This window comes from Streptomyces lydicus (genome assembly GCF_000717345.1).
GTDB lineage: Bacteria > Actinomycetota > Actinomycetes > Streptomycetales > Streptomycetaceae > Streptomyces > Streptomyces lydicus.
Genome location: NZ_JNZA01000056.1, coordinates 12,823 through 37,174, shown reverse-complemented (window position 1 = coordinate 37,174; position 24,352 = coordinate 12,823). Strand labels below are relative to the sequence as shown.

Genomic DNA, 24,352 nt, shown 5'->3' with positions numbered 1-24,352 from the left:
CGCGGGGCCCAACATTCCTGTTGGGCCCCGCGTGCGTTCTGTGGTGGTCAGTTCTTAAAGGCGTCCTTGCCCTTTTCCTTGGCGGCGCGGAGATCGCCCTTGGCTTCCTTCGACTCGCCCTCGGCAGCGACACGTTCGTTTCCGACCGCACGCCCCACTCCCTTTTCGACCTTGCCGACGGTCTGCTCAGTCTTGGCCTTGGCCTTTTCGCTGGCGCTCATGACACGGTCCTTTCTCTGTGGTGGCACTGGGCGGGTTCCCGTGAATGCGTCCACCAAACAAAAGAGGCACTTTGGCAGTTGGGGAAGTGGCCCGGAGCGGGCACTGTGATGGAGGATCCCCTGCGGGAACACCGCCCGTTCCGGGCCACAGTGGTCTTCTGTCCCATATAGGGCTGATGATGCCTTCGGTGAGAAACGCCCGGGGCGGGTCAGACAACGACGTGTGTCTGACCCGCCCCGAGCGCGGTGCCCGCGTAGTGGCTACCAGCGGTACCACCGCCCACGCTTGCCACCGGGTCCGGCGGAACGCAGGACGAACCCCAGCAACCAGACGGCCAGGACAACGACCGCGACGATCCACAGCGCCTTCAGGGCGAATCCGGCACCGAAAAGGAGCAGTGCGAGAAGAAGAACGAGAAGTAGGGGAACCATATCTATCAACCTCCGACCCGTCATGTGCCCGGCCTTGCACCTTCCATACGGATAGCAGTGATGTTTCTCCGGGCGAATGCGGGGCACAATGGCGCCTCTTTGAAACAGGGAAGTTCTGGCGATCCTTGGAAACCGAGGTGCCCGCCCTGCCAGCGGCACTCTGTGGTGTGCCGGCATTTCCGGATCAGGAAAGAGCGGAGCAAGGCGTGGCCGCCGAGCGGACTTCGTCGGGTCGCTGAGAGGGCGCGTGCCACGGGGGACTTGGCGTCGAGGGCGGGCCCGGCGTACACCAACTGGTCTGGAAAGTTCACGGGTTCGGACCGCGAGTCCCAGGCCGGCATCGTCGATGGCCGATCGGTTGTGTGTAGCTCGTAGGGGTGGTTGACGCAGGCTGCCGTGGTCCGGGCGGATGCGTTGTGTGGCATGCAGGGTGTGGTCCCCGGCCGACCGGAGCCGGCCGTGCCTGTCCCGGGTTCCACCACGGCCCCGGGGGAGGCGGTGAAGGTCTCCGGCGCGCTATGGAGGGATGCGGGTGAGGTGGTGGGGGCATCGGCCAGGGCCTGGGCGGTGATATGCGTGAGGTGGCGGGCGATGGCCGGCAGTGCGGTGGTGGGGCAGAGGTGGTTCGGCTCGGGTGTCGCCATGAGGAAGGCGATGTCGAGCTTGTCCGGCACGAAGGGGTCGGCGGGGACGTCGTCCATGCGTGGGACAGTGCGGTTCCCGGGAAGATGATCCCGCCCCTCGCGGGCCGCGTCGCTCCATCCCGCTTTGTGACCGGTGGGGTGGGACGTGGTGAGGGGCGGGTGTGAGCGGGCTAGCGGGTCGTGCCCGTAGCGGTGATGCGCTCGGCAGGCCGGTCTCGAGGCGCTGTTAGGAGGTGGTGCTGTGGGTGCGTAGTTCTTCGTTGAGGCGTTGGGCTTGTTGGAGTTGATGTTCGAGGTTGATGATGCGGCAGGCGGCTTCGATGGGGGTGCCGGTGTCGACGAGTTGGCGGGCGCGGGCGGCGAGGCGCAGTTGGTAGCGGGAGTAGCGGCGGTGGCCGGCTTCGGAGCGCAGCGGGGTGATCAGTCGGTGCTCGCCGAGGGCGCGGAGGAAGGCGGGGGTGGTGCCGAGCATTTCGGCGGCGCGGCCGGTGGTGTAGGCGGGGTAGTGGTCATCGTCGAGCTTGTCGACGGGGCGGGTACTGCGAGGGGGCATAGACCTCTTCTTTCGAAGGACGCGTCGAGGGGCCCGGGTGCCGTCCTGGCACCCGGGCCCCGAGCTTTCAACACCATCTACCGGCTGACTGTGCCGGCCTTCTTGTTCCGCGTGTCCGCCTGGGAGGGCGGAGGTGCGGGGATCGCGGCTGCGTGACCGGGGACCACCTTCCAATCCGGGGCCTGCGGTACCCGGGCGGTGTTCTTCCTCGCCCGGGCGATCCTGATGGCGTCTGCTCCTTACCTCATTGGGTTACTCGGTTGTACTGCTGGATATCGCGGGTACTGCATGCGGCCCCTGGGGCCGCTCGGCCCGGCAGTCAGTGAAGGAGCCCACCGTTTTCGGCCCCGTCACTCCACTGCCGTTCCGCATCCTGCCTGACCTGCTTGCACGGCAGTTCATCTCTGCCGTGCCCTCTTCGACTTCTTGGCTACGAGGAAAACACTAACCTCCGCACGAGCCAATGTCTACTCTCTCCACGACAGATTTCCTCAACCACCTGCGATTGGAGTTCTGTCTCCCGTGCGTCCGGAAGAGTGTCGTCGGGGGTGAGGGCCGGCTCGGCGGGCGCAAGCGGAGCCCGGCGCCGCAACCGATCCGGGCCGGGTGTGAGGGCGCAGCGCGCGAGTGGCGCGACGGCAACGCCGCGCGGCAGGCGCCGGGCCCCCTGGCGTCCTTGAGGGGGGCGGAGGGCGTGGCCTGAAGGCGGCAGAGGGCTGGCCTGCATGCCTGGGGCGAGACCCGCTGGGCGTTGGTGGTCGTATCGCGGGGTGTCGCGCGTGTTCACCGGTCTTGCCGGGGGTGCGCGCACAGGTGCGACGGCAATGAGCGCGGCAGGCGCCGGGTCTCCTGGCGTCCTTGAGGGGGGCGGAGGGCGTGGTCTGAAGGCGGCAGAGGGCCTGCCTCCCTGGGGCGAGACCCGCTGGGCGTCGGTGGTCGTATCGCGGGGTGTCGCGGGTGTTCACGGTCGTCTCGCGGGGGTGTCGCAGGTGTTCACCGGTCTTGTCGGAGTGTGGGCGCAGGTGTGACGCGGCCGAAGCCGGCGAGCCGGGCCGGGACATGCCGGGGCGGGCCGGGCCGGGGCGGGCGCCCGCCCGGGACTGCCGTACCCGAACAGTCTCGAGCCGGACCGGGGTGGGCGGCTGACTCTGATCCGTCAGAGCGCTACGTCCCCTTTGCGTAGATATTCTGTGGAGTGTGATCGAGTCTGGACGGCCGCGGCTGCGCCGTCGCCACGGCCGGGGGAGGCTTGTGCGGCTGTCGCCGGTGATCTTGACCGTCGTCATCGCCGGCCTGGCATATGCCACTCCTCCGGAAGTGGCCTTCAGTCGCCTGCTGCCCGCCGCGCCGGCTCTCGCCGCGGCCATGTGGCCGGTGCTCCCCACCGTCCTGCTGGGCACGGTCTGCCTCTTTTTGATGATCGGCCTTGGCATCGTGTTCCCCGGTCTGGGCACGTGGTGGACCTCTGCGGGGATCATCGCGGTCACCGTGGCGGCCGCGTACGGAAGCCATGTCCGACTCCAACGGGAGCGGACCCTCTTTCACGTGCGGCTCGTCGCCGACGCGGCGCAGCAAGTGGTGCTGAGCCCGATGCCGCGACGTTTGGGGAGCGTGGAGATCGAGTCGCTGTATCTCGCGGCCGCGGCGGAGGCCCGTATCGGCGGAGACTTCTACGAGGTGGTCGACACGCGCTTCGGGGTCAGGCTGCTCATCGGCGATGTGCGGGGCAAGGGACTGCCCGCAGTGGGGGCCGCCGCGGCGATCGTCAACTCCTTCCGGGAGGCGGCCTACGGCGAGGCCGACATGGTCAGCGTCGCGCGCCGGCTGGACGCCAGCAGCACCCGTTACAACGCCGCCTTTCCCCCCGAGGGGTCGATGGAGCGCTTCGCCACCGCCCTTCTCGTCGAGATCCCGCACGGGGGCAGACGTATCGAGATCCTCAACTGCGGACACCCCCCGCCGCTGCTCCGGTACCGCGGGGGACTGCGTGCCCTGGAGCCCACCACCCCCTCGCCGCTGCTCAACCTCGCGGAGCTGATGGGCGATCACTACACCGTTGACACCTTCGACTTCGTCCCCGGCGACCTGCTGCTTCTCTACACCGATGGGGTCGCCGAGGCCCGCGCCCGTGACGGCGGGTTCTTCCCGCTGGTGGCCTGGATGGGCCGGCAGCCCCCGACGCCGCCCCACGAGCTGCTCACCGCTTTGCACCGCGACCTCCTGCGCTACAGCAAAGGGCGCCTGGACGACGACATCGCCGCCCTCGCCGTGCGCCTGCGTGGCCCCTCGCCGTAAGCCCGGCCCGCGCGGCCATGTGATGCCTGGCTGTGTCGGCAATCTCAGCCGAGTTGCTCGGCCAGTGCGACGATGAGGCCCTCGGGGCCGCGGATGTAGCAGAGCCGGTAGCTGTCCTCGTGCTGCACCAGCTCGCCGACGAGTTCGCCCGCCGTGGCGGCGCAGGCGGGTGAGGACGTCCTCGATGTCGTCGACGGCGAACATGACGCGGCGCATGCCCGGCGTGTTCGCCGGCGCGTCTTTCGGCTCGGCGGGCAGGGCCTTGGGCCGGTGGAATTTCGCCAGCTCGATGCGGCCGTGGCCGCCTGGGACCTGCAGCATCGCGATGTCCTGTTGGACGTCGTCGAGCCCGATGACGCGCTCCGCCCCGTCCCTCGAGGGGCGCCCTGCCCTGGCAGCTCCATGCCGAGTTCGACGAAGAACGCAATGACGGCGTCCAGGTCGTCGATCGCGATCAGGACGTTGTCCATCCGCTCAAGCGCCATGCCGGGCTTCCTTGGTGCGCTGCGGCCACGCCGGCCGCCTGGGCCCCTGAGAGGAACCTGAACGGAGCCGGCACGCCATTATCGACATCCCCTGGCCCTCGCCTTCGAGAACTCCCGGCCTGGTCAGGGCATGGAGTCCCCGCGAGCGGCTCGCACCACTTAACCGCCGAGGGCACACGCCCGCGCCGCACGAAAACAGCTGGACGCCCATGAGACGGCCGGTCCTCCCGGCCGTGTCCCGGCCGGTGTCCCGGCCGGTGTGCCACCCGGTGTCCCACCCGGTGACCCGGCCGGTGTGCCGGCCGGTGTGCCGGCCGGGCGGGCGTTGCTGCCCCTGGCGGCCCGGCGGCCCGGCGGCCCGGCGGCCAGGCGGCCCGGCCGAGGGGGGAGGGGGAGGCCGGCTGCGGCGGTTCCCTCTTCGGAGTGGTTTCGCCTCGTCACCGGGCCACTGCCGGTGATCTTCCGGTTGCCTCTCGGACAGCACGCATGGCACGCACAGCGGACCATGCCCGACACGTGCAGAGCAGGGGCCACTATGACCGACGCAACGGTTTTGTTCGCGGTACGCGAGTTCCCACAGAGCGCAGGGGTCGCCGCCGAGCAACTGCGCAAAATCCGCGATGAGCTCAAGACCCACGGCCTTGAGGTGCGCTGGGCCAGCACAGCCGACGACGCCCAGGCAGTCCTGCGCACCGAGGCGGCCCTGGCGGCCGCCGTCGTCGACTGGGACCTGCCCCACCCCGCCACCGGCGGCAGCGACACCGGCGGCGCCGAGGTGCTGCGTCACGTCGGCCGCCGCTTTCACAACCTGCCCGTCTTCCTGGCCACGGCCGGCGAAGACCTCGAACACCTGCCCCTGTGGGTGGCCGAAACGGTGATCGGCTACCTCTGGCCGCTGGAGGACACCGCACCCTTCATCGCCGGACGCATCGCCGGCGCCGCCCGCGGCTACCAGCACAACCTGCTGCCCCCGTTCTTCAAGGCCCTGCGCCGCTTCGACCACGCGCACGAGTACTCCTGGCACACCCCCGCCCACTCCGGCGGTGTCGCCTTCCTCAAGTCCCCTGTCGGCCGGGCCTTCCATGACTACTTCGGGGAACGGCTGCTGCGCAGCGACTTGTCGATCTCCGTCGAGGAACTCGGTTCGCTCTTCGAACACACCGGCCCGGTCGGTGCCGCGGAGCGCAACGCTGCCCGCGTCTTCGGCGCCGAGCGCACCTACTTCGTCCTGCACGGCGACTCCACCTGCGACCGGATGGTCGGTCACTTCAGCGTCACCCGGGACGAGATCGCACTGGTGGACCGCAACTGCCACAAGTCGGTGCTGCACGGCCTGGTCCTGTCCGGAGCCCGGCCGGTCTACCTGGTCCCCACCCGCAACGGCTACGGACTGGCAGGCCCCCTGCCGCCCGCCGAGCTCCAGGCCCAGTCGGTCCTGTCGCGGACCAGCCGCAACCCACTGACCCAGGGTGCCGTCTCGCCCGACGCCCAGTATGCGGTGCTGACCAACTCCACCTACGACGGCCTGTGCTACGACACCCTCCAGGTCGCCCGAGCCCTCGCACCCAGCACCCCCCGGCTCCACTTCGACGAAGCCTGGTTCGCCTACGCCCGCTTCCACCCCCTCTACGCCGGCCGCTACGGCATGGCGGTGGGCCCCGACACCTTCCCCGGCCCCGAACGTCCCACCGTCTTCTCCACCCAGTCCACCCACAAGATGCTGGCCGCCCTGTCCCAGAGCGCCATGGTGCACATCAATCCCGCACCCCGGGCGCCGGTGGAGCACGAACGGTTCAACGAGGCGTTCATGATGCACGGCACCACCTCACCGCTGTATCCGATGATCGCCTCCCTCGACGTGGCCACCGCGATGATGGACGGCCCCCACGGCCGCTGCCTGATCGACGAAGCGGTGACCGAAGCCATTCGCTTTCGCCAGGCCGTTGTACGCATCGGCCGGCGCATCGCGGCCGCCGGCGACCGGCCCGAGTGGTTCTTCGGCGTCTGGCAGCCCGAGTCCGTGACCGACCCGGCTACCGGGCAACGTCTGCCGTTCGCCGACGCTCCCGCCGAACTGCTGCGTACCGAGGCGTCCTGCTGGCAGTTGGAGCCCGACGCCAACTGGCACGGCTTCACCGGCCTGACCGAGGGCTACTGCCTGCTCGACCCCGTCAAGGTCACCCTCACCTGTCCCGGCATCGACGCCATCGGGCAGATGACCGACCAGGGCATCCCCGCCCGCGTCCTGACCGCCTACCTGGCCACCAGGAACATCGTGGTGGAGAAGACCGACAGCTACACCACCCTCATCCTGTTCTCCATGGGGATCACCAAGGGCAAGTGGGGAACCTTGATGGACGCCCTGATGGACTTCAAATCCCTCTACGACCACAACGCGCCCCTGGAGCGGCTGCTGCCCGAGCTGGTCGCCGCCCACCCCCACCGCTACACCGGCCAGACCTTGCGCGAACTGTGCCAGGAGATGCACCACCATCTGCGCGACGCCCGCCTGGTGGAGCTGCTCGACACCGCCTTCCAGGACCTGCCCGAGCCCGTCACCCCGCCCCAGCACTGCTACCAGCGCCTCATCCGCGGCGGCACCGAGCGGGTAAGACTGGCCGACGCGGCCAACCGGGTGGCCGCGGCCATGGTCACCGTCACCCCGCCGGGCATCCCTGTCCTGATGCCCGGCGAAAACACCGGCGCCCTTGACGGCCCCCTGCTGCGCTACCTGACCGCCCTGGAATCCTTCGACCGGCGCTTTCCCGGCTTCCGCAGCGAGACCCACGGCGTCACCCTCGCCCCGGACACCGGCGACTACCTCATCGAATGCGTACGCCAGATCCCCGCCCAGCAAGCCGCCCGCGCAGCCGGCGAACACCTCACGGCACCCACGCCGAACCCGCTCGGCCCCCCACTGCCCCCGGGCTGACCCAGCGCACCAGGAACGCCCCCGCCCACCGGGCCGGCGGGGCGCGGGCCGCCGCGCGGTGGGCGCGTCCGGTGGAGCGCTCCTATGGCGGGTGGCAAGACCGCGGGCGGGCCGACCAAGCGCGCCCGCGGCTGAACCGGGCAGCGGCGGGAAAATCGTTGGACGGAACGGGAGTTGGGGTCCTTATCCTGCCCGGACGACGGACTTCGTCCTCCTCGCCGCTGCCTGCGACTGGCAGCCCGGCTACCGGCAGCGCCTCATCGAGGCATATCAGGCCACCGGCCTGGAGGGGCCGGCCGGAGACGAATTCGCCGCCACGACCATGGAGCACAGCGGCGGCTGGAGGGCGGCGGCGGTCCTCGACGAGGACGGCCGCCGGATCGCACCAGGTCGTCCTCGGCCTGACCGAGCGGCACGGCGGCTCCACCGGCCGGATCGGCGAACTGCGGACCGACCCCCGCCATGACGCACAGGGCAGCCACCGCCGCACGGCCCACGCCTGGGCGCGCGCTGGTGCGCCGAGCGCGGGGCGGGGCAGGTCGTGGTGCGGCTGGCCGCACCGGACGAGATCTTCGCCGACTACCCGGTCCGCGGCCAGACCCGGATCAAGGTCATGACCGCCCCGCCCGCGCCGCCCGCCGGGGTGACGTACCGGCCGATGACGGCGGCCGAGTACCCGGCCTGGCTGGCCGCCGGCGAACAGCGCTACCTCGCCGACATGGGGCGGGCCGGCTCCCACACACCCGAGCAGGCCAGGAAGAAGGCCGAAGAGGACTCCGCACGCTGCTCCGCAGGGCGTGGCCACCTGCGACAACACCCTTTTGGTGCTCCAGGCCGACGGCGAGCCGATCGGCAACGGCTGGCTCAGGCACGGCCACCTGCCCGAAGTCACCTACGGCTACTCGCTGGTGGTTGACCCGGAGTTCCGCGGCCGGGGCCACGGCCGCTCGGCCATGGCCATCGGTGAGCAGGTCACGTGGGATGTCGGCGACCAGGTCGTGATGTTCAACGTCTTCGGCGGCAACGAGGCCGCGATGTCCCTCTACACCGCAGTGAGCTACCGCGTTGTGGAGGAGACCCGCTCCCGCGACCTCGCTGCGGGCGTCGACGGCTAGTTCCGGGACCGCATCCGGGGTGGTGGCCTCGCCCGTGCCCGACGGCGCTCGCGGTCCTGTCCTGCCTGGTGGAGCAGTTCGTCACGGACCAGGAGTGGGGCGGGTGACCTCCCAGGCCGCCTCGATCATCCGGAAGATCTCGTCCACCGCGGCTTGCGGATCGGCCGCCTCACGGGCCAGCGCATAGGCGTCGATCACGAACCTGGCGATCGTCCGGCAGGCCGTTGCGGTCTGCGGCAGGTCGGGGTCGTCGGCGAGGGCCGTTGCCAGCGACTCCGCATGGCGCAGCCTCATCGACTCCTCGTACTCCCGCAGGGCGGGTGAGGCGTCGATCATGCGCCAGATCGGGGCGGCGCTCTCCGCCGTGCAATGGCGCACCAGGGCCTGGATCTCGTGGCGCAGCGCGGGGATGAGGGGCTCGTGCGGCGCCCGGCCGGTGACCGCCTGGGTGAGGCGTTGCTCGAAGTTGTCGTCCTGCTCGAACACCAGGGCCTCTTTCGAGGCGAAGTGGGAGAAGAGCGTGGTGACGGCCACGTCGGCCTCGGCGGCCACGTCACGGATGCCCACCTCGTCGTAGCCGCGTTCCAGGAACAGGCGCAGGGCGGTGTCGGCGATCTTCTGGCGGGTCGCGGCCTTCTTGCGCTCACGGCGTCCGGTCGGCACGGTCATGGCGTGATGCTAACAGATGCAAAAACGCAACGGTTTCAAAACGCTAACCGTTAGTGCTACGGTCGGCGGCATGAAGAAAGTGAGCTTCGCCGAGTTCGGCGGTCCAGACGTCCTGCACCTCATCGACGCCGAGGAACCCCACCCGGGCCCCGGCCGGATACGCATCGCCGTACGGGCCGCGGGCGTCAACCCCGTCGACTGGAGAGTCCGGGAAGGCCAGGTCCTGGGAGCCCACCCGATCGAACTGCCCGCCGGGGTCGGGCTGGACGCCGCCGGGGTGGTGGACGAGGTCGGCGAGGGCGTCGAAGGAGTCGAGGTCGGCGACCACGTGTTCGGCGAAGGCACCGACACCTACGCCGAGTTCGCCGTGCTGTCGGCCTGGGCCCGCATACCCCAGGGCCTGACCTTCCAAGAGGCGGCCGGATACCCCTCCGTGGTGGAGACCGCACTGCGCATCATCCGCGAGGTCGGTGTGCGAGCCGGGCAGACGCTGCTGGTCAGCGGTGCGTCCGGGGGAGTCGGATCGGCGGTGCTGCAAATCGCCCGCGACCGCGGCATCACGGTGATCGGCACGGCCGGCGCCCCGAACCAGGACTATCTGCGCAGCCTGGGCGCCCTCGCCACGACCTACGGCGAGGGCTGGGTCGAGCGGGTACGGCAGCTCGGCCCCCTCGACGCCGCTCTCGACCTGGCCGGCTCGGGCGTGATCCGCGAACTCGTCGAGCTGACCGGAAATCCGCGCAAGGTGATCTCCATCGCCGATCTCGGCGCGCCGGAGTTCGGCGTCCGCTTCTCCGGCGTGGCCGGGAGCATGCCCGAAGCGCTCGCCGAGGCCGTCGACCTCATCTCACGCGGAAAACTCCACATCCCGGTCGAGAAGTCCTACCCACTCGCCGAGGCCGCGGCAGCACACATCGACAGCCACGCCGGCCACGCACGCGGGCGCAGGGTCGTGGTCGTGCGAGCCGACCGAACCTGACCTCGCGTTCGTCGAGATCGAGCACACTCCTTCACCTACGGCGTCACAGGACCTCGTAGGTCACATGCGTCACGGTCGATGTCGACAGGACGCTGCGCTGCACCAGCGTGCGCGGCACCGCGCCGGTGAACAGCGGCGTCCCCGTGCCCAGCAGGACGGGCGCCCAATGCAGCGTCAGCGTGTCGACCACCCCGGCATCGAGCGCCGAGCGGATCAAGGCACCGCCGCCCATGAGGACGACGTCGAGGTCCTTGCCGCTGCTCGTCGACGCCGCCTCGGCGCGCTCACGCGCGGCGGCGACGGCGGCGGGCAGACCGGTGGTGACGAACGTCCAGTCCAGGGCACTGAGCCGCACCGCCTTCGGCGGCGAGCTCGTCACGACGACAAAGGCGGGCTTGCCGACCTCGCCGGCACCGTAGCCGGTCTTGTCGTCCCAGCCGCCTGGCCCGTCGACCACGTCGAAGAGCCGCCGGCCGAGGACGACGGCACCCGAGCGGGCGGTACCTTCGCGCAGGAACTGGCGGTCGTCGGGGTCGTCGGAAAACGCCCAGGTGTGCAGGGCCTCGCCACCGGTGCCCAGACCGTTGTCCGGTCCGGGGCCGGGCCCGGTGACGAAGCCGTCGAGGGACACCGAGATGTCAGCGATGATGCGACTCATGTCGAGGGAGACCCGATCCGCTGCCTGAACTCATCGCTCATGCACGGAGTATGCGACCTTCGGCACTCAACCTTCAACGGCACACGCTCAGCGCGCCCTTGCCCGCGCCGCGGCCGCCGTGACCCGGGGCCGCGGGGTGCGGCGGTGGCCGACGTCGCCGCCGCGACGCCTCAGCCCGCCGCCTTCTTGATGAGCGCGCTGATGCGCTGTTCGTCGGCTTCGGTCAGCTCCCTCAGGGCGTAGGCGGTCGGCCACAGGGCGCCGTCGTCGAGTGCCGCCTGGTCGCTGAAGCCGAGCGTGGCGTACCTCGTCTTGAACTTCTGCGCGCTCTGGAAGTGGCAAAGGACCTTGCCGTCTCTGGCGTACGCGGGCATCCCGTACCAGAGCTTGCAGGTGAGGTCCGCAGCGATGGTCTTCACGATGGCGTGGATCCGCTCGGCGAGGACCCGGTCCGCTTCCGGCATCTCGGCGATCTTCGCGAGCACGTCCCGCTCCGCTGCCGCCTCCCTCTGCGCGCGCGAACCGCGCCGAGCCGCTGCCTTCTTCTGCTCCTGCCCGTGCTCCTTCATCGCGGCCCGCTCCTCGGCGGTGAATCCGCTGTACTGCTCGGCGGCCGTACCGGACTTCTCGGCGGACGTCTTCGTGCGCTGCAAGGCAGGTCCTCTCGTACAGGGATGAGGCAGGTCGGGACGGGATGCGAAGTACGGGGTACGTGGTCGAAGGTCAGCAGGACGCGGGCGTCGTGGACGGCGCGGGGGCGAGCGACCCGGCGGCCTCCCAGATGAATCCGTCCGGGTCGGTGAAGGGGGCGGCGGTGGTGCCCAGGACGAGGCGATGCGACCCGGCGCCGTCCGCGGGGACCCCGAGGTCCTTGGCCAGGCCGCGGCGCTTGTACAACGCCAGCTTGACGGGGCTGGACTCGCCGGAGGTGAACTCGGCGTACTTGCCGCCGAAGCTCTTGGCCACGCTCAGGCCCTGGCCGACATAGAACTCCTTGCTGGCCTTCACGTCCTCCACGCCGAGCAGGACCACCATCTCGTCGATCTCACGGGTGGCCGGGCCGGTGTCCTTCTTCGCCGAGGTCGCAACCTTCCAGATCGTCCCGTCCGGGGCCTGGACGACGCCGCCGTAGCCCCACAGCGACTTCGCGGCGGGCTTGAGCACCGTAGCGCCGGCGTTGGTGGCGGCGCCGATGAAGCCGTCGACGGTGGCCGGCCGGGAGACCGTGAGCGCCAGGGTGAAGCCGCGAAACCCCGTGGAGTGTGCCTCGGACGCCCGCAGCCGTACGCGCGTGTCCACCCCGAGGGCGGCACAGAAGCGGCGGGCCGCCTCGGGATCGTCCACCTCAAGGGTGACGGAGGCGAGGAACGTGCGGGATGCGGTGGAAGTGGTGATTGCCATGACCCTCACGCTAGGCGCTGCCCGGCGACCACGGCTTCTCGAATCCTGACCGGTCTCGTCACGTGCTTGGCCACACACGCCGGCATCCCCTCCACCGTGCTCGCACAGCCCGCAGCGCGGGCCGCGCCCCCAGCATCCGCAGGGCCGGCCACCGCGTCCGCCGCCTGGCGCCGCAAGGCCCCGGGCGGCATGCCGACCAGCTCGGTGAAGCGGGTGGTGAACGTGCCCAGCGACCCGCAGCCGACCGCGAAGCAGACCTCGGTGACGCTGAGGTCGCCCCGCCGCAGCAGCGCCGTCGCCCGCTCGATGCGACGCGTCATCAGGTACGCGTACAGCGTCTCACCGTAGGCCGCCCGGAACTGCCGGCTGAGGTGCCCGGCCGACATGTTCACCTCGCGGGCGAGCGCCTCCACATTCAGCGGCTGCGCGTAGTGCCTGTCGATCCGGTCGCGCACGCGGCGCAGCCGCGCCAGATCAGCCAGCCGCTGCGCCTGGACACGGGCACGCCGCCACTCGGGCTGACACATGAAAACCTCCCCTTTCCCTCTTCCCTTTTCCTCTTCCCTCGACATCCCCGAACGCCCGGGCGGGCCGGCCGAGGCAGGCACCACCAGGGCCGGTGCGCCGCCGCGTCCCGTGCAGGCGGTCGCGAGCCGACCCACAGGGCCGCACCGAAACCGCATTTCGATACCGCACCGCACCGCACCGCCCGCACCGCCCGCACCGCTCAGCGAAGCTCCTGGATGCGGACCAAGTTGCCCGCCGGGTCGCGAAAGGCGCAGTCGCGGATGCCGTACGGCTGCTCGGTCGGCTCCTGCACGACCTCGGTATCGCCGGCCTGCACCTTCTCGAACGTGGCGTCGAGGTCCGGGGTGGCCAGCAGGATCCAGCCGTAGGTGCCCTTGGCCATCATCTCGGTGATGGTGCGGCGCTCGTCGTCGGTGACTCCCGGGTCGGCAGCCGGCGGCGCCAGAAGGATCGACGTGTCGGGCCGGCCGGCCGGGCCGACCGTGATCCAGCGCATCCTGCCCTGCCCGACGTCGCTGCGGACCTCGAAGCCGAGGACGTCGCGGTAGAAGGCGAGCGACGCATCCGGGTCGTCGTGCGGGAGAGAACTCGTGTGAATGGTGATGTCCATGACGCGCAGGCTAGAGGCGGCCCCCTGAACCGCGCTTCTCGATTCCTGATCGATCCGGACCACAGGCCCCGCAGCGCCGACGAACGCCCGAACACACCTCGTCGGTGGGGGAGTTCGGGCAGGAGCCGACACCCGGACGCCCAGCAGACACCCAGCTGCTGAGCCGGCGTGCGCGAGGGCGGCCGGGCAGAAGTCCCTGCCCGACCAAACCGACTTGACCCTCACGTTGCGTGAGGCTGTCAACTGGGGTGCATGAGCGACTACTACAACGCGTTCGAGATAAGCCCCGTGCCCACTCCCGGCCCGGACGCGACTCCGCCGGAGCCGTTCCGTGGCATCTATGGAATGCCCGCGTTCGTGACGATCCCCACCAGCGATCTGGCGGCGTCGGTGGACTTCTGGACTCGTGGCCTCGGGTTCTTCGATCTGTTCAGCATCCCCGGCCAGCTTGTGCATCTGCGCCGGTGGGCGTTCCAGGACGTCCTCCTCGTCACGGCGGAGAGCGTCCCGGAGCAGGCACCGGCGATGAGCTTCAGTTTCTCGTGCGTGCTCAGCCAGGTCGATTCCCTCGTCGAGGCATGCCGCGCGGTGCGCCCGAACTCGGTCGACGGCCCACGGGACACTCCCTGGAACACCCGCGACGTGGAGGTGATCACCCCCGAGAACGCACGGATCGTCTTCACTGCGGCGAAGCCCTTTGACCCGGCCAGCCAGGAGGCGCGCAACCTTGCAGCCATCGGGATCACCCCACCGGACCTCGGCCGCGGCGACAATGAGGAGCATGCCTGATGCCACTGACACCGATGGCCTGACCGTCGGTCAAGCCTCGACGCGTCTGGACGTGACCGTCCGCACGCTGCACCACTGGGACGAGATAGGTCTGGCACGACCGTCGCTGCGCACGGCCGCCGGATACCGGCTCTACACCGCTGGTGATCTGGAACGCCTGCACCGCATCGTGATCTACCGTGAGATCGGTCTCGGCCTGGACAGGATTCGGGCCGTCTTGGACGACTCGAGCACAGACGTGCCCGGCGCATTGCGCGCGCAGCGCACCCAGATTGCTGAACGGATCGACCGCCTCCAGCAGCTCAGCGCCGGACTGGATCGGATGATCGACGCCCACGAGCGCGGCCTGCTGCTGACCATCGAGCAGCAGGCCGCGATCTTCGGCCCCCGGTGGAATCCGGAGTGGTTCGCCCAGGCGCGCGAGCTCTACGGAGACACGACGCAATGGCAGCAGTACGCCGAACGCTCAGCCTCTCGCGGTCCGGAGGAATGGCAGGCCGTCGCCGAGGACGTCGCCGGCTTCGACCAGGCCCTGGGGGAGGCGATGGACGCCGGCGTCACCCCCGGTAGCCCGGAGGCGAATCAACTCGTCGAGCGGCACCGCGAAGTGTTCGCCTCGTACTTTCCCCTCACCAGGCAGATGCAGGTCTGTCTGGGCCGGATGTACGAGGCCGATCCGGGATTCGCCGCCCACTACGACGGCATCCGCGCCGGCCTTGCCGCATGGTTCCGCCGCCTCATCGACGCCAGCGCGCGCGCCCACAGCATCGACCCCGACACCGCGACCTGGCAGTAGCGCGCGGGCCCGGAAGCCCGCACCCGTGGGGCGTGCGAAAGGTGACGCAGGACGCCACCTCCGCGCGGCCGAAATGGCGTGTGGGTTGTCAACGGGGCGGTCGGCTCATGAGGTGGGTGAGGCCGTCCAGGATGCGTTGCAGTCCGAAGGTGAAGGCGTGTTCGGGGCTGTACATGCCTTGGTGAGCTGCCCCGCGGCGCTCCCGACCCGGGCCGCGAGGGGAAATCGGTCGGGATCGAAGCCCTTGGCCAGGAGCGGTTCGTTGGCGGCCCACCACTGCTCGTCGGACATGGCGCTGTGCCCCTGATCGAAGGCTGGTTCGTGCCAGATGCCGCAAAGGGGTCCGTGCTGACTGCTTCTCGTGCTGACGTGGGGTGAGTCCTTTGTGGGGAATCGCGGTCGGGGTTGGATGTGGGGGAGTGGTTGGGGTGGACCGGGGCGGTGGGTGTTGGCTGGGCCGGAGGGGTGGGATGAGCGTGCTTATGAGGCGGAGCTGAGGCGTTCGCGGCGGGTGGCTCGTTTCGGATGTGCTGCGATCGCCGTGATCTGTGGCGGCGTGGCCGTCGTCGTGGTCGTGACGGTGCTGGTCGCGTTGGTGGGATTCACCTTGTTGGCCCGTGGCGAGTGAAGGAGGCAACCGGATACGCCCCTGTGAGGCCCCTTCGATGCCGAGTTCGCGGAGCGTGGTGCGCTGCTCGGGGAGCAGAGCGGCTTCCCTCAGGTCGTCGAGGCGGCTCCGAGGAGTTCGAAGGGGTCTTGCCGCCGGGGCCCGCAGCGGTGTCGTCGGCAGCGTAGGTCATCATGCCCTGGTTAGCGGGTTATGTCGTGAATTGGTAACGGCGCCGGGTGCGGGGCAACGAGCGAGGTGTCCGGCTCCTCTTGAGGGTCAGCCAGGCGCACCGGGCGCCTTTGCGAAGGGTGGGTCTCGCCAGGTGGGGAGATCTACGGGAGGGGAAGTCCATGACCAGGACGAAGAAGTCCGGGATGAAGAGCCGGGGCGGCCGTGCGGCGGTGATCGGTGCGCTGGGTGTGGCCTCGGTGGCTCTGGCCGCCGGGCCGGCGTTCGCCAAGGGTGGTGTGGACATCACGGCGCCGCGCACGGTGCAGGTCGGCAAGACCATCACGGTCAAGGCACAGGGCGACGATGACAGCGCCGGCTACCTGCATCAGCTGTGCCTGGAGGAGAGCGGCTTCGGCCAAGGGTGGCACCAGGAGAGCTGCAGCGCCGCGGTCGAGGGCGACGCGCGGGTCACCGCACACGGCACCTCCGCGCGCCGCGGCGACCTGAAATTCCGGGCGGTGCTGTACGGCCTGACCAGCCGGCACGACCACAATCCCGTGCGCCTGCACGCCTCCGACGTGGTGACGGTGCACGTCCGCTGACCCGGCACGCGGCCGTGGACAGCCGGCACGACCACTGCCCACGGCCGCGCCTCGGCCGGACCACCCCGCACGACCACGTCAGCTCGCCGCCCACTCCAGCCCCAGATTCGCCAGCTTCCGGCGCCCCGTCCGCGGTGAACTGATCAATGCGCTCAAGGGCTTCCGTGCCGTGGCCACCCGCTTCGACAAGAGGGCGTACATTTTCCACGGCACCGTGACCGTTGCAGCCATTCGGCTCTGGCTTCGTTCGTGACCTGCTGGACAGTCCTTAGCGGACTTACCGCGGTGATGGCGTCGGCGTTGTGCGCACTCTTGCCGTCGTCGCCTCAAGTCCGCGCAGGCCAAGGGCGGCTACCGCGAGGCCGTGGCTTGGGCCCGCTTCGGGTAGGGGCCGGCCCGGTCCGCTCATTTTTCGTTGCCTCTTGCGCCTGGTGATGCTGGAGTGAGCGGATGGATCAGGACACAGTGCTGGCGGTCTTCGACCGCGAGATGCGACAGGGCATCCGGGCCGATGGGCCCGGAGCCCGGGTGGAGCGGGTGGGCGGCGTCGTACGCCATGTCGGCGCAGACGCTGACGGCTGGAACGGAATCGTCTGGTCGGACCTGGACGAAGCCACTGCAGACGCCGCGGTAGCGGAACAGGTGGAGTACTTCACCTCACTCGGGCGCGGCTTCGAGTGGAAGCTGTACGGGCACGACCGGCCGGCCGACCTACCCGGACGGCTGCGGGCAGCGGGTTTCGTACCCGAGCCCGAGGAGACGCTGATGGTCGCCGACATCAAAGACCTGCCCACGAGCATCGAACTGCCCGAGGGTGTTCGCCTGCTCCCGGTGACCGATGCTGGCGGGGTCGAGCTCGCGGTGGCCGCGCAGGAGCGGGCGTTCGGCGAAGCGCGGCCGTACCACCGGCAGCTGTTGCTCGACCAGTTGGCCGCAGGCTTACCTCCCGCGGTCGTCGCCATGGCCGGTGACGTGCCGGTGAGCGCCGCACGGATGGAGCTGCACCCGGGTACGTCCTTCGCGAGCCTGTGGGGCGGGGGCACAGTGCCGGAGTGGCGCGGCCGGGGCGTCTACCGGGCCTTGGTCGCCTTCCGCACCCGCATCGCAGCCGAACACGGCTACCGCTACCTCCAGGTCGACGCGTCCGACCAGAGCCGTCCGATCCTGCGACGCCTCGGGTTCGTTCCGCTGGCCACCACCACCCCGTACGTACGCTGACCTCACCCAGAACGCGGAACCGTCCGACCGGGCTCAGCGCCGCGAGGACGACGAGGACGCCGGTGACCGCGAAACTGGCCAGCACCGCCGGGAAAGCAGCCCATGGCCTGCCTGGCGCGGCCTGAGAGGACCCCTCGGACACGCGTAGTCGGGTCAGCCGCTCCCGCTGCTCGACGCCGAGCTGGACCCAGGTGCCTACCTGCCTGGCATTCGCGCTGCGCACGGCCACGAGTGACTTGCCGGACCCGGTGGCCATGTTCACCTGAGTCCGCAGCCCCGCTCGGGCACAAGAGCTCTTGGAGGCAGTTCGAGGGCGCGGAGCACCGCGTCCACAGCCTCGCGCTGGCGAGCACGCAGAGTCTTCGTCACGCCACCTCATCTCATGGTGCGGCTGTCGGGTCGGCGGTCTGTCCGTCATCGGAACTCGGCTTGGCGGTGCCGTCCGAGGCCGTTTCGTCTCTGGTGTAGAGGACCTCACGACCTTGCTCCGCGGCGCGGATGAGCCCTTCGCTGACGAAGTCGAGGAAGCGGGCGGCGTTCTCCAGGCGGGTGGCGGCCGGGGTGCCGCGGCCGAGGATGCCGACGCCCTGCCGTGCGGCCTCGATGAACTGATCGTTGGCGCGGGCGCTGCGGATCATCGCCTGGTACCAGAGGTCGTCGTCGACGACGTAGCGCTCGCGGCGGCGCTCGTCACGTTCCCGGCGGACGAGGTCCAGGTTTTCGAGGAACGTGATCGCTTTGGAGATGGACGCCGGGCTGACCGTGAGGCGCTGGGCGAGGTCGGAGGCGGTGAGGCGGCCGGTGTCGGTGGTGTAGAGGCAGCCCAGCACCCGGGCCATCATCTTGGGCAGGCCCGACGTCATGAAGACGGTGGTGAGCATCTCCTGGTAGTCGCGCACGGCCTCGGCGTCGCGTCCGTAGGGTTGCGGGAGCGCCTGCGACCCCCGGGGCGCGGCTTGCCGGGGGCGGTGGGTGCGCTGCTGGGTGGCGCGGTGGGCCAGGTCGGCGCGGTAGGCGGTGGGGCCGCCGTTGCGCATGACCTCACGCGTGATGGTGGAGGTCGGACGCTCCAGGCGTCGGGCGATCTCGGCGTAGGGGAGGCTGTCGGCCAGCCCCAGCGCGATCTGCTGGCGTTCGGACTGGGTGAGCCTGCCTCCCGGCATCACGACCCCCTTCATGCCCCACGGCTGCTCCATGGTGCTGCTCGGTGTTCCTCAACGCCCCCACCATAGCGTTCACCTTCAATGCATTGCAACGGCCGACTGTCCCATCATTGCGTTAATCGAGAGAGCGTTGCAACGATTCCCCTGCCTTCACCTGCACTAACTCTGCTTCTACGCAAAGCCATCGTTGCTTAGATCTAGAAAGCAACGTAGCGTTTCCATTGTTCGGAAACAGTGAGCCGTAAGTACCCAAGGAGAGCACGATGCAGAAGTTCGACACCCCTACCCCGATCTCCGCCGTCCTGGCCATCCCCGCAGGACGCATCCAGCTCATCGCCGCAGACCGGGCCGACACCACCATCGAGGTCCTGCCTGCGAACGCCTCGAAGAGCCGCGACGTGAAGGCAGCCGAGCAGACCACCGTCGAATACACCGACGGAGTCCTGCACATCGAGACTTCGGCCAAGAACCAGTACCTCGGCCCCTCCGGAGCCATCGAGGTAACGGTCAAGCTGCCCGCCGGCTCCCGCATCGAGGCCAAGACCGCCAGCACCGAACTGCGCACCGTCGGCCGCCTCGGCGACGTCGCCTTCGAAGGCGCCTACCACCAGATCAAGATCGACGAGGCCAAGAACCTCCGCCTCACCGCGGTCGACGGCGACGTCGAGGTCGGCCGGCTGGGCGGCCCCGCGGAGATCAGCACCGCAAGGGGCGACATCCGCATCACCGAGGCCACCGGCGGCACCGTCGTGCTCCGTACCCAGTCCGGCGACATCACCGTCGGCGCCGCCGCAGGCGTCTCGGCCACCCTGGACGCCGGCACCAGCTACGGCCGCATCAACAACGCCCTCAAGAACGACGGCACCACCGAACTCGACATCCGCGCCACCACCTCCCACGGCGACATCACCGCCCGCAGCCTCTAACAGCAGCACACCCCAGCCCGCCACCCCCTCGACCACCCGCCGGCCCGATGCCCGGGTACACACCCGAAGACGACGCACAGACGGAGGGCCCTGACTCCCGGTCACCTACCGCAGGAATCACACGTGTTCCGTCCGGCCGGCCCTCCGTAGGACCCTGCGACGAGGGCCGGCCAGCCAGGTGGCTTTATCGAGCAGTAGTGACGTCACTTGTCGATGAGTTTGGGAGGCGCCCCGGATCACGAACGAGTGGTGTTGATGAGTTTGGGAGGCACCGGGTCTCTTGCCAGGGCAGCATCGGGATGCTCCTGGTGAAAGGTGCTGGTCATGCCGCCGATGTCGAGGGTCGAGCTGTACGCGGCGATCCGGCGTGACCATCGCGGCACCATCATCGAGACCGGCACGGACTCCTACCGCCTCGCGACCACCCGAGCCCGAGCGGAAGAGTCCACCAAGGCCGGGTGAACCTCCCCAGGGCAATTGCACGGTGACTTGGCCAGTGCACCAGTATTGTCTGACATGGCTTATGTGATCACCGCCGCTCACCCTGACGACGCCGCAACGTTGGGGCCCTTGCACCTGCGGAACTGGCTGCAGAACTACCCCAACCCGGACACAGGGATCGATGAGTCCTGGATCCGTGAGCATCGTGGTTCGTCCGCTACTGCGGAAGGCATCACGCAGTGGCGGGAGTTCATCGAAGTGGCAAACCAGCACCCTGCCCCGCACTTCTGCCGTGTTGTCCGGTCCGAGACGGAGATCGTCGGCTATCTCTGTGGCCACTGGGACGAATCGGAATCGGTCACCCTCGGACCGATGTATTTGCTGGACCACGCCCAGGGGCACGGGCTCGGTGGCCGCATGATGACCGAGTTCCTCACCTGGGCAGGACCTGCACGCATCCGCCTGGGGGTCGCGGACTACAACGAAGGCGCGATCCGGTTCTACCAACGCCACGGCTTTGAGATCACGGGCGAGCGTTACCTCTGGCGAGGGCGACTGCCAACCTTACTTATGACCCGCGAGGCCCCATCGGTCGCCGACTGCAGTTGAGAAAGCGCTTCGGCCGTTCCCGGTCATGGCACCGCCGTCATTTCTCGTGAACATCTCAAGCGGGGTTGATCAACAACTGCCGTCGAAACTCGTCGAGAAGCGCTGTCCCTTGGGATGAACGAAGCCAGCCAGGGGAGCTCCTGGTCCAACTGCTCGGTGATGGTGGGCGTTTCGTACTCAGCGGCTGGTGTCTCGCTTTCGGTGCGAGGTTGTCCCCGGTGGTGGCGGCCTTGGCGTGCTGCCCGCGGCGAAGAAGGCTGGCCGTGCGCGACGATCGCGGCCGCGGTCGGCATTGAGGTGAAGGCGTGGTTGGAGCCGCCGTGCGGCAAGTCGCTCAGGGCTCCACGCAGTGCCTCCGCGCTTCAGGAGGTGCCCCAGCTCCTGCCGTCCGAACCCGGCGAAGCGAGCGAGGTCGCCCTCATCCCCTCGCCGGGCCCCGCCGCCCTGGTCACGGCGGCGCCAACCCCTCACGCCCCCTCCGACAGCCACTGAACCGGGGCCACAACACCCTTACTGGGTAGTGGTGGTGATGGTGCCGATGCCACCCGCGCGCTGGTTGGCCGCGTCAGCTTCCTGGTAGGTGAAGTATCGGTAGATCCTTCCGTCCGGCAGGTTCAGCTGGTAGACGACCACTGTCTGAGGGGTTCCACCGCCACAATTACAAGGCATTCCGGAGTCCTTTCATCTCTGTGATGCTCATGTCACCGTCGAGTGGCTCAGTCCAGCCACCGTGAAGAAATTCCTGCGAGGTAGGAAAGACTCAGAGCGGTTTCCGGCAGCTGGAGCCATAAAGATCCATCGAGGCAGTACCCGAGCGAAGCGACGGCGAAGGCGACCCAAATACTTGAACACCACGAGCAGTTGACCAGGTAGGAGAGTTTGGAGTCGTCGCCGAAGTGAGCAGCGATCCATATTCTGAACCCCGCCGCAAGCGTGTCCTTGGTGATGAACCGGGTGAGGCGACACGTAGCGCCGAGGGCGAGAACAAACTCTGCAAGGCTCACGAAAACACGCCGTGAGGGGTGGGTTGTGCGCCAACTACTGTCATGGAAGCAGCCCCTGTCCCAAGAGTCTGGTGTGGGGCTGCCGCAAGCAGCTGCCAGGGACAGCAGTGTTCGCACACGTCCATCCGCCGGGGTGCCCAAGAACGAACAACGACGTGCCAAGGGTCGCTGCCTTGTCCCCCGACGGAGGATGGGCACCCCACAGTCGGTACAGCCATTAGAGCCAGGGCGCATGAGGCCGCGCCATATCACTCCCAGGGATTACCCCGGATGGCGTAGCGCTGACAGTGGTCATCTACAGGCCGGTGTCCGGCGAGCGGTGTGCCGATTACCAGGTCACGGGGAGTTCCTGGACGCCGTGGATGAGCACGTCGTGGCGTTGCGGCTCTGGCCGGCACGGCGAGCCGAGCCGGATACCAAGACGCTTACCCCGCCCGGCCTGTGAACTGCACAGATGGTCTGTGGCGAGGTCAGCGGTAGACGGCAGCCGACGCTACGTGCCGGCCGATGCCTTGGTCCGCCCGGCTTCGACTGTGGCGTGGCACAAGGCGCACAGCGGATTGCCGCCGTGCCTGTAGCGGTGGCAGGACTGCTGGTTTCCAACAGTGGTTCGTCCTCAGGAGCAGATGGCGTCGGCTTGCTCGGTCCGCAGGAACATCAAGGCCAGGGCGATGCCCTCGATCTCCCCAAGCCACCACTGTTCCTCCTCCGCGTGCTTATGCCTACGGGCTGGATGTCCGTGGGCATCAGCGCGTACGGCTCCCGGTACGCCAGGCCGCCGGTGCGCTCCCCCACGCGGGACGCAGGACGAGTCCCCGGAGCCCCGTCGGGACGCGGCCGGCGCGCACGTCCCGGAGGCGGCGGAGACGGGCGAGCCTGTAGTGACCACGGCTGACCACCCGTCGGGGCACGCGGAGGACATCGCCCAGGGGGAGTCGCCGGCGAGCCGCCGGACAGCCCCACCCGCCCGTGCCGACCGCGATGTCCACCGGCCGACCGACTCGCCGCTGCCGGAGCCCGACACGGCGCGTGGCCGAGATCGGCCACGCCGGTCCGGCACGCGCGAACACTGCAGAGCCTGACTCGAAGTCGCCGAGAGCGAGGGGACGTTGCGGGGGCCTAGGAGGGCACGAAGAACGCCAGTGCTAGATTCTCAACAAGCGTTTATTTTTTGAGAAGTCGGCCGTGAAGTCCGCAGTGCAGCCCACACGTTGGGGCCTGCACCGCATCGTGGAGAGCGAGCACATGCGCATCCTCATCACCGCACAGGCAATCTATTCGCACCTCGCCCCCTTGGTTCTGCCAGTGGCAGAACGGGCCCGAGCCGCGGGCCACGAGGTGGCCATCGCCACTGGGCCCAGCGTCATCGAACACGTCGACAAGCGTGGACTCACCGCGTTGACGCTGCCCCACCTCCAGTCGATGGGGGAGGCGTTCCAGAGCGGTGAACTCCAGCCCCCGCCGGGCATGGAGAAAGCCGGGTCCGTGACCCTCGAACTGGCGCCGGACTTCTTCGCCGCGACCTTCGTCGGGCACCTCGCCGAGTCCAGCACCCAGGACCTCCTCGAAGCGGCGAAGGACTGGCAACCCGACCTGATACTCCACGAATCAACCGAATACGGCGGCTATCTGGCGGCAGAGCGCCTCGGTATCCCACACGGCGCTCTGGACATCGCGCCCATGGCGCCCTACGCCCACCCCGCCGTGACGAAGGAGCTCAACCGACAGCGGAGCAAGCTCGGCCTGGCCCCGGTCAACGACGCCTGGCACCCGTTCCGCGCCTTCCGCGCGGGCGTCGTCCCGGAAGACTTCTACCCCACAGACAGCCGACTGCCCAACGCCCGCTACTACCAGGTCCCTTCCCAAACACCGCAGGCTGGCCTCGACCCCGACATCGCCCAACTCCCCTCCGACCGACCCCTCGTCCTCGCCACCCTCGGCTCCAACGCCACCCGACTTCCCGGCGGCGCACACACCCTGCTCAACACCATCATCGAAACGCTGGGAAACCTGCCGGTCACCGGCGTCGTTGCCCTGGGCGCCGACCGCGACCCCCAACAGTGGGACGGGGCACGCCCCGACAACGTCCACCTGACCTCGTTCGTCCAGCAGGAACTGCTGCTCCGCTCCAGCGACATGTTCCTTACACACGCCGGTTTCAACGGGACGCGAGAGGCGCTGGCGGCCGGAGTCCCCATGGTCGCCGTGCCGTTGTTCGCCGAGCAGTCCCACAACGCCAGCCGCCTCCAGGAACTGGGCGTCGGAACACGAATAGACGTCCAGGACGTCACACACGACTCGCTGGCCACAGCAGTGCGCAACGTACTCGACGACCGCTCCTACCGGTTCCGCGCCCAAGGCATCCAGCGCCGGACCCACGCTCTGCCGGACCTCGACCGGCTGGTGAAAGACGCAGCAGCACTCGCTGCCTGAGCGGGACGCCTACCGCTCGCACACGACCTCCGGGAAGCCTTCACCGGACCGTTCCGCCGCGCTCCGGC

The 24,352-nt window shown here is 69.1% G+C and carries 22 protein-coding genes and 3 pseudogenes; 13 read left to right on the top strand and 12 right to left on the bottom strand.

What is annotated here, in order from left to right:
- Positions 1-47 precede the first annotated feature (47 nt).
- The 3 genes from OO62_RS38610 to OO62_RS34070 form a co-directional block, all read right to left on the bottom strand.
- Positions 48-221 carry a CsbD family protein gene (locus OO62_RS38610; RefSeq protein WP_078617502.1) on the bottom strand — a complete coding sequence of 58 codons (174 nt, stop codon included), beginning with the start codon at positions 219-221 and terminating at the stop codon, positions 48-50.
- Between the two features lie 261 nt (positions 222-482).
- Positions 483-653: a hypothetical protein gene (locus OO62_RS34080; RefSeq protein ID WP_033268555.1), complete on the bottom strand. Its 171-nt coding sequence runs from the start codon at positions 651-653 to the stop codon at positions 483-485.
- 870 nt (positions 654-1,523) lie between these two features.
- Positions 1,524-1,850, bottom strand: coding sequence for a MerR family transcriptional regulator (locus OO62_RS34070; protein ID WP_033271572.1), 327 nt, complete (start codon positions 1,848-1,850; stop codon positions 1,524-1,526).
- Between the two features lie 1,197 nt (positions 1,851-3,047).
- Here OO62_RS34070 and OO62_RS34060 point away from each other — a divergent pair.
- On the top strand, positions 3,048-4,145 hold the full coding sequence (locus OO62_RS34060; protein WP_358246290.1) for a PP2C family protein-serine/threonine phosphatase: 1,098 nt from the start codon (positions 3,048-3,050) through the stop codon (positions 4,143-4,145).
- 44 nt (positions 4,146-4,189) lie between these two features.
- On the opposite strand, the pseudogene OO62_RS36750 reads toward OO62_RS34060, so the two are convergent.
- Positions 4,190-4,630: pseudogene (locus OO62_RS36750) on the bottom strand (VOC family protein).
- A gap of 535 nt (positions 4,631-5,165) precedes the next feature.
- Here OO62_RS36750 and OO62_RS34050 point away from each other — a divergent pair.
- The gene (locus OO62_RS34050; protein WP_051733845.1) at positions 5,166-7,562 is read left to right on the top strand and encodes an Orn/Lys/Arg family decarboxylase; all 2,397 of its coding nucleotides are present in this window, start codon (positions 5,166-5,168) and stop codon (positions 7,560-7,562) included.
- A gap of 797 nt (positions 7,563-8,359) precedes the next feature.
- A complete protein-coding gene (locus OO62_RS36745; RefSeq protein ID WP_051733844.1) occupies positions 8,360-8,677 on the top strand; it encodes a GNAT family N-acetyltransferase in 318 nt (105 codons plus the stop codon).
- Between the two features lie 81 nt (positions 8,678-8,758).
- Here OO62_RS36745 and OO62_RS34040 read toward each other — a convergent pair whose 3' ends face one another.
- Complete coding sequence (locus OO62_RS34040; protein WP_033271569.1) at positions 8,759-9,346, bottom strand: TetR/AcrR family transcriptional regulator; 588 nt, start codon at positions 9,344-9,346, stop codon at positions 8,759-8,761.
- Positions 9,347-9,416: 70 nt separating this feature from the next.
- On the opposite strand from OO62_RS34040, the gene OO62_RS34035 reads away from it, so the two are divergent.
- Positions 9,417-10,325 (top strand): NADP-dependent oxidoreductase, encoded by a 909-nt coding sequence (locus OO62_RS34035; protein WP_033271568.1) that lies wholly within the window; start codon positions 9,417-9,419, stop codon positions 10,323-10,325.
- A gap of 43 nt (positions 10,326-10,368) precedes the next feature.
- Here OO62_RS34035 and OO62_RS34030 read toward each other — a convergent pair whose 3' ends face one another.
- From OO62_RS34030 to OO62_RS34010, 5 genes are all read right to left on the bottom strand, one after another.
- Positions 10,369-10,983: a dihydrofolate reductase family protein gene (locus OO62_RS34030; protein ID WP_033271567.1), complete on the bottom strand. Its 615-nt coding sequence runs from the start codon at positions 10,981-10,983 to the stop codon at positions 10,369-10,371.
- A 170-nt stretch (positions 10,984-11,153) separates the two neighbouring features.
- Positions 11,154-11,552, bottom strand: coding sequence for an iron chaperone (locus OO62_RS34025; protein WP_398742075.1), 399 nt, complete (start codon positions 11,550-11,552; stop codon positions 11,154-11,156).
- Positions 11,553-11,706: 154 nt separating this feature from the next.
- On the bottom strand, positions 11,707-12,384 hold the full coding sequence (locus OO62_RS34020) for a VOC family protein (RefSeq protein WP_106974939.1): 678 nt from the start codon (positions 12,382-12,384) through the stop codon (positions 11,707-11,709).
- A gap of 5 nt (positions 12,385-12,389) precedes the next feature.
- On the bottom strand, positions 12,390-12,911 hold the full coding sequence (locus OO62_RS34015; protein WP_051733842.1) for a helix-turn-helix transcriptional regulator: 522 nt from the start codon (positions 12,909-12,911) through the stop codon (positions 12,390-12,392).
- A gap of 200 nt (positions 12,912-13,111) precedes the next feature.
- Positions 13,112-13,522 carry a VOC family protein gene (locus OO62_RS34010; RefSeq protein WP_033271565.1) on the bottom strand — a complete coding sequence of 137 codons (411 nt, stop codon included), beginning with the start codon at positions 13,520-13,522 and terminating at the stop codon, positions 13,112-13,114.
- A gap of 252 nt (positions 13,523-13,774) precedes the next feature.
- On the opposite strand from OO62_RS34010, the gene OO62_RS34005 reads away from it, so the two are divergent.
- The 5 genes and pseudogenes from OO62_RS34005 (at position 13,775) to OO62_RS33985 (ending at position 17,708) form a co-directional block, all read left to right on the top strand.
- The gene (locus OO62_RS34005; RefSeq protein ID WP_033271564.1) at positions 13,775-14,311 is read left to right on the top strand and encodes a VOC family protein; all 537 of its coding nucleotides are present in this window, start codon (positions 13,775-13,777) and stop codon (positions 14,309-14,311) included.
- A complete protein-coding gene (locus OO62_RS34000; RefSeq protein WP_106974938.1) occupies positions 14,304-15,107 on the top strand; it encodes a MerR family transcriptional regulator in 804 nt (267 codons plus the stop codon). Before OO62_RS34005 ends, OO62_RS34000 begins: the two co-directional genes overlap by 8 nt.
- Positions 15,108-16,067: 960 nt before the next feature.
- A complete protein-coding gene (locus OO62_RS33990; RefSeq protein ID WP_051733840.1) occupies positions 16,068-16,490 on the top strand; it encodes a hypothetical protein in 423 nt (140 codons plus the stop codon).
- 142 nt (positions 16,491-16,632) lie between these two features.
- Positions 16,633-16,743: pseudogene (locus OO62_RS41125) on the top strand (IS5/IS1182 family transposase); the annotation flags it as partial.
- A gap of 197 nt (positions 16,744-16,940) precedes the next feature.
- On the top strand, positions 16,941-17,708 hold the full coding sequence (locus OO62_RS33985) for a GNAT family N-acetyltransferase (RefSeq protein ID WP_033271561.1): 768 nt from the start codon (positions 16,941-16,943) through the stop codon (positions 17,706-17,708).
- A 380-nt stretch (positions 17,709-18,088) separates the two neighbouring features.
- Here OO62_RS33985 and OO62_RS41825 read toward each other — a convergent pair whose 3' ends face one another.
- A complete protein-coding gene (locus OO62_RS41825) occupies positions 18,089-18,871 on the bottom strand; it encodes a GbsR/MarR family transcriptional regulator (RefSeq protein ID WP_033271578.1) in 783 nt (260 codons plus the stop codon).
- Between the two features lie 263 nt (positions 18,872-19,134).
- Between OO62_RS41825 and OO62_RS33975 the strand changes: the two genes are divergently transcribed.
- The 3 genes and pseudogenes from OO62_RS33975 (at position 19,135) to OO62_RS37255 (ending at position 20,847) form a co-directional block, all read left to right on the top strand.
- Positions 19,135-19,797, top strand: a complete 663-nt coding sequence (locus OO62_RS33975) for a DUF4097 family beta strand repeat-containing protein (RefSeq protein WP_033271560.1) — start codon at positions 19,135-19,137, stop codon at positions 19,795-19,797.
- A 378-nt stretch (positions 19,798-20,175) separates the two neighbouring features.
- A pseudogene (locus OO62_RS33970) lies at positions 20,176-20,259 on the top strand (ATPase); the annotation flags it as partial.
- Between the two features lie 54 nt (positions 20,260-20,313).
- Positions 20,314-20,847, top strand: coding sequence for a GNAT family N-acetyltransferase (locus tag OO62_RS37255; RefSeq protein ID WP_051733839.1), 534 nt, complete (start codon positions 20,314-20,316; stop codon positions 20,845-20,847).
- 510 nt (positions 20,848-21,357) lie between these two features.
- On the opposite strand, the gene OO62_RS41455 is transcribed toward OO62_RS37255, so the two are convergent.
- On the bottom strand, positions 21,358-21,516 hold the full coding sequence (locus tag OO62_RS41455) for a DUF7196 family protein (protein WP_358458643.1): 159 nt from the start codon (positions 21,514-21,516) through the stop codon (positions 21,358-21,360).
- A 1,520-nt stretch (positions 21,517-23,036) separates the two neighbouring features.
- On the opposite strand from OO62_RS41455, the gene OO62_RS33950 reads away from it, so the two are divergent.
- Entirely contained in the window at positions 23,037-24,284 is a 1,248-nt protein-coding gene (locus tag OO62_RS33950) for a glycosyltransferase (protein WP_241691913.1), read from the top strand.
- Positions 24,285-24,352: the final 68 nt, after the last annotated feature.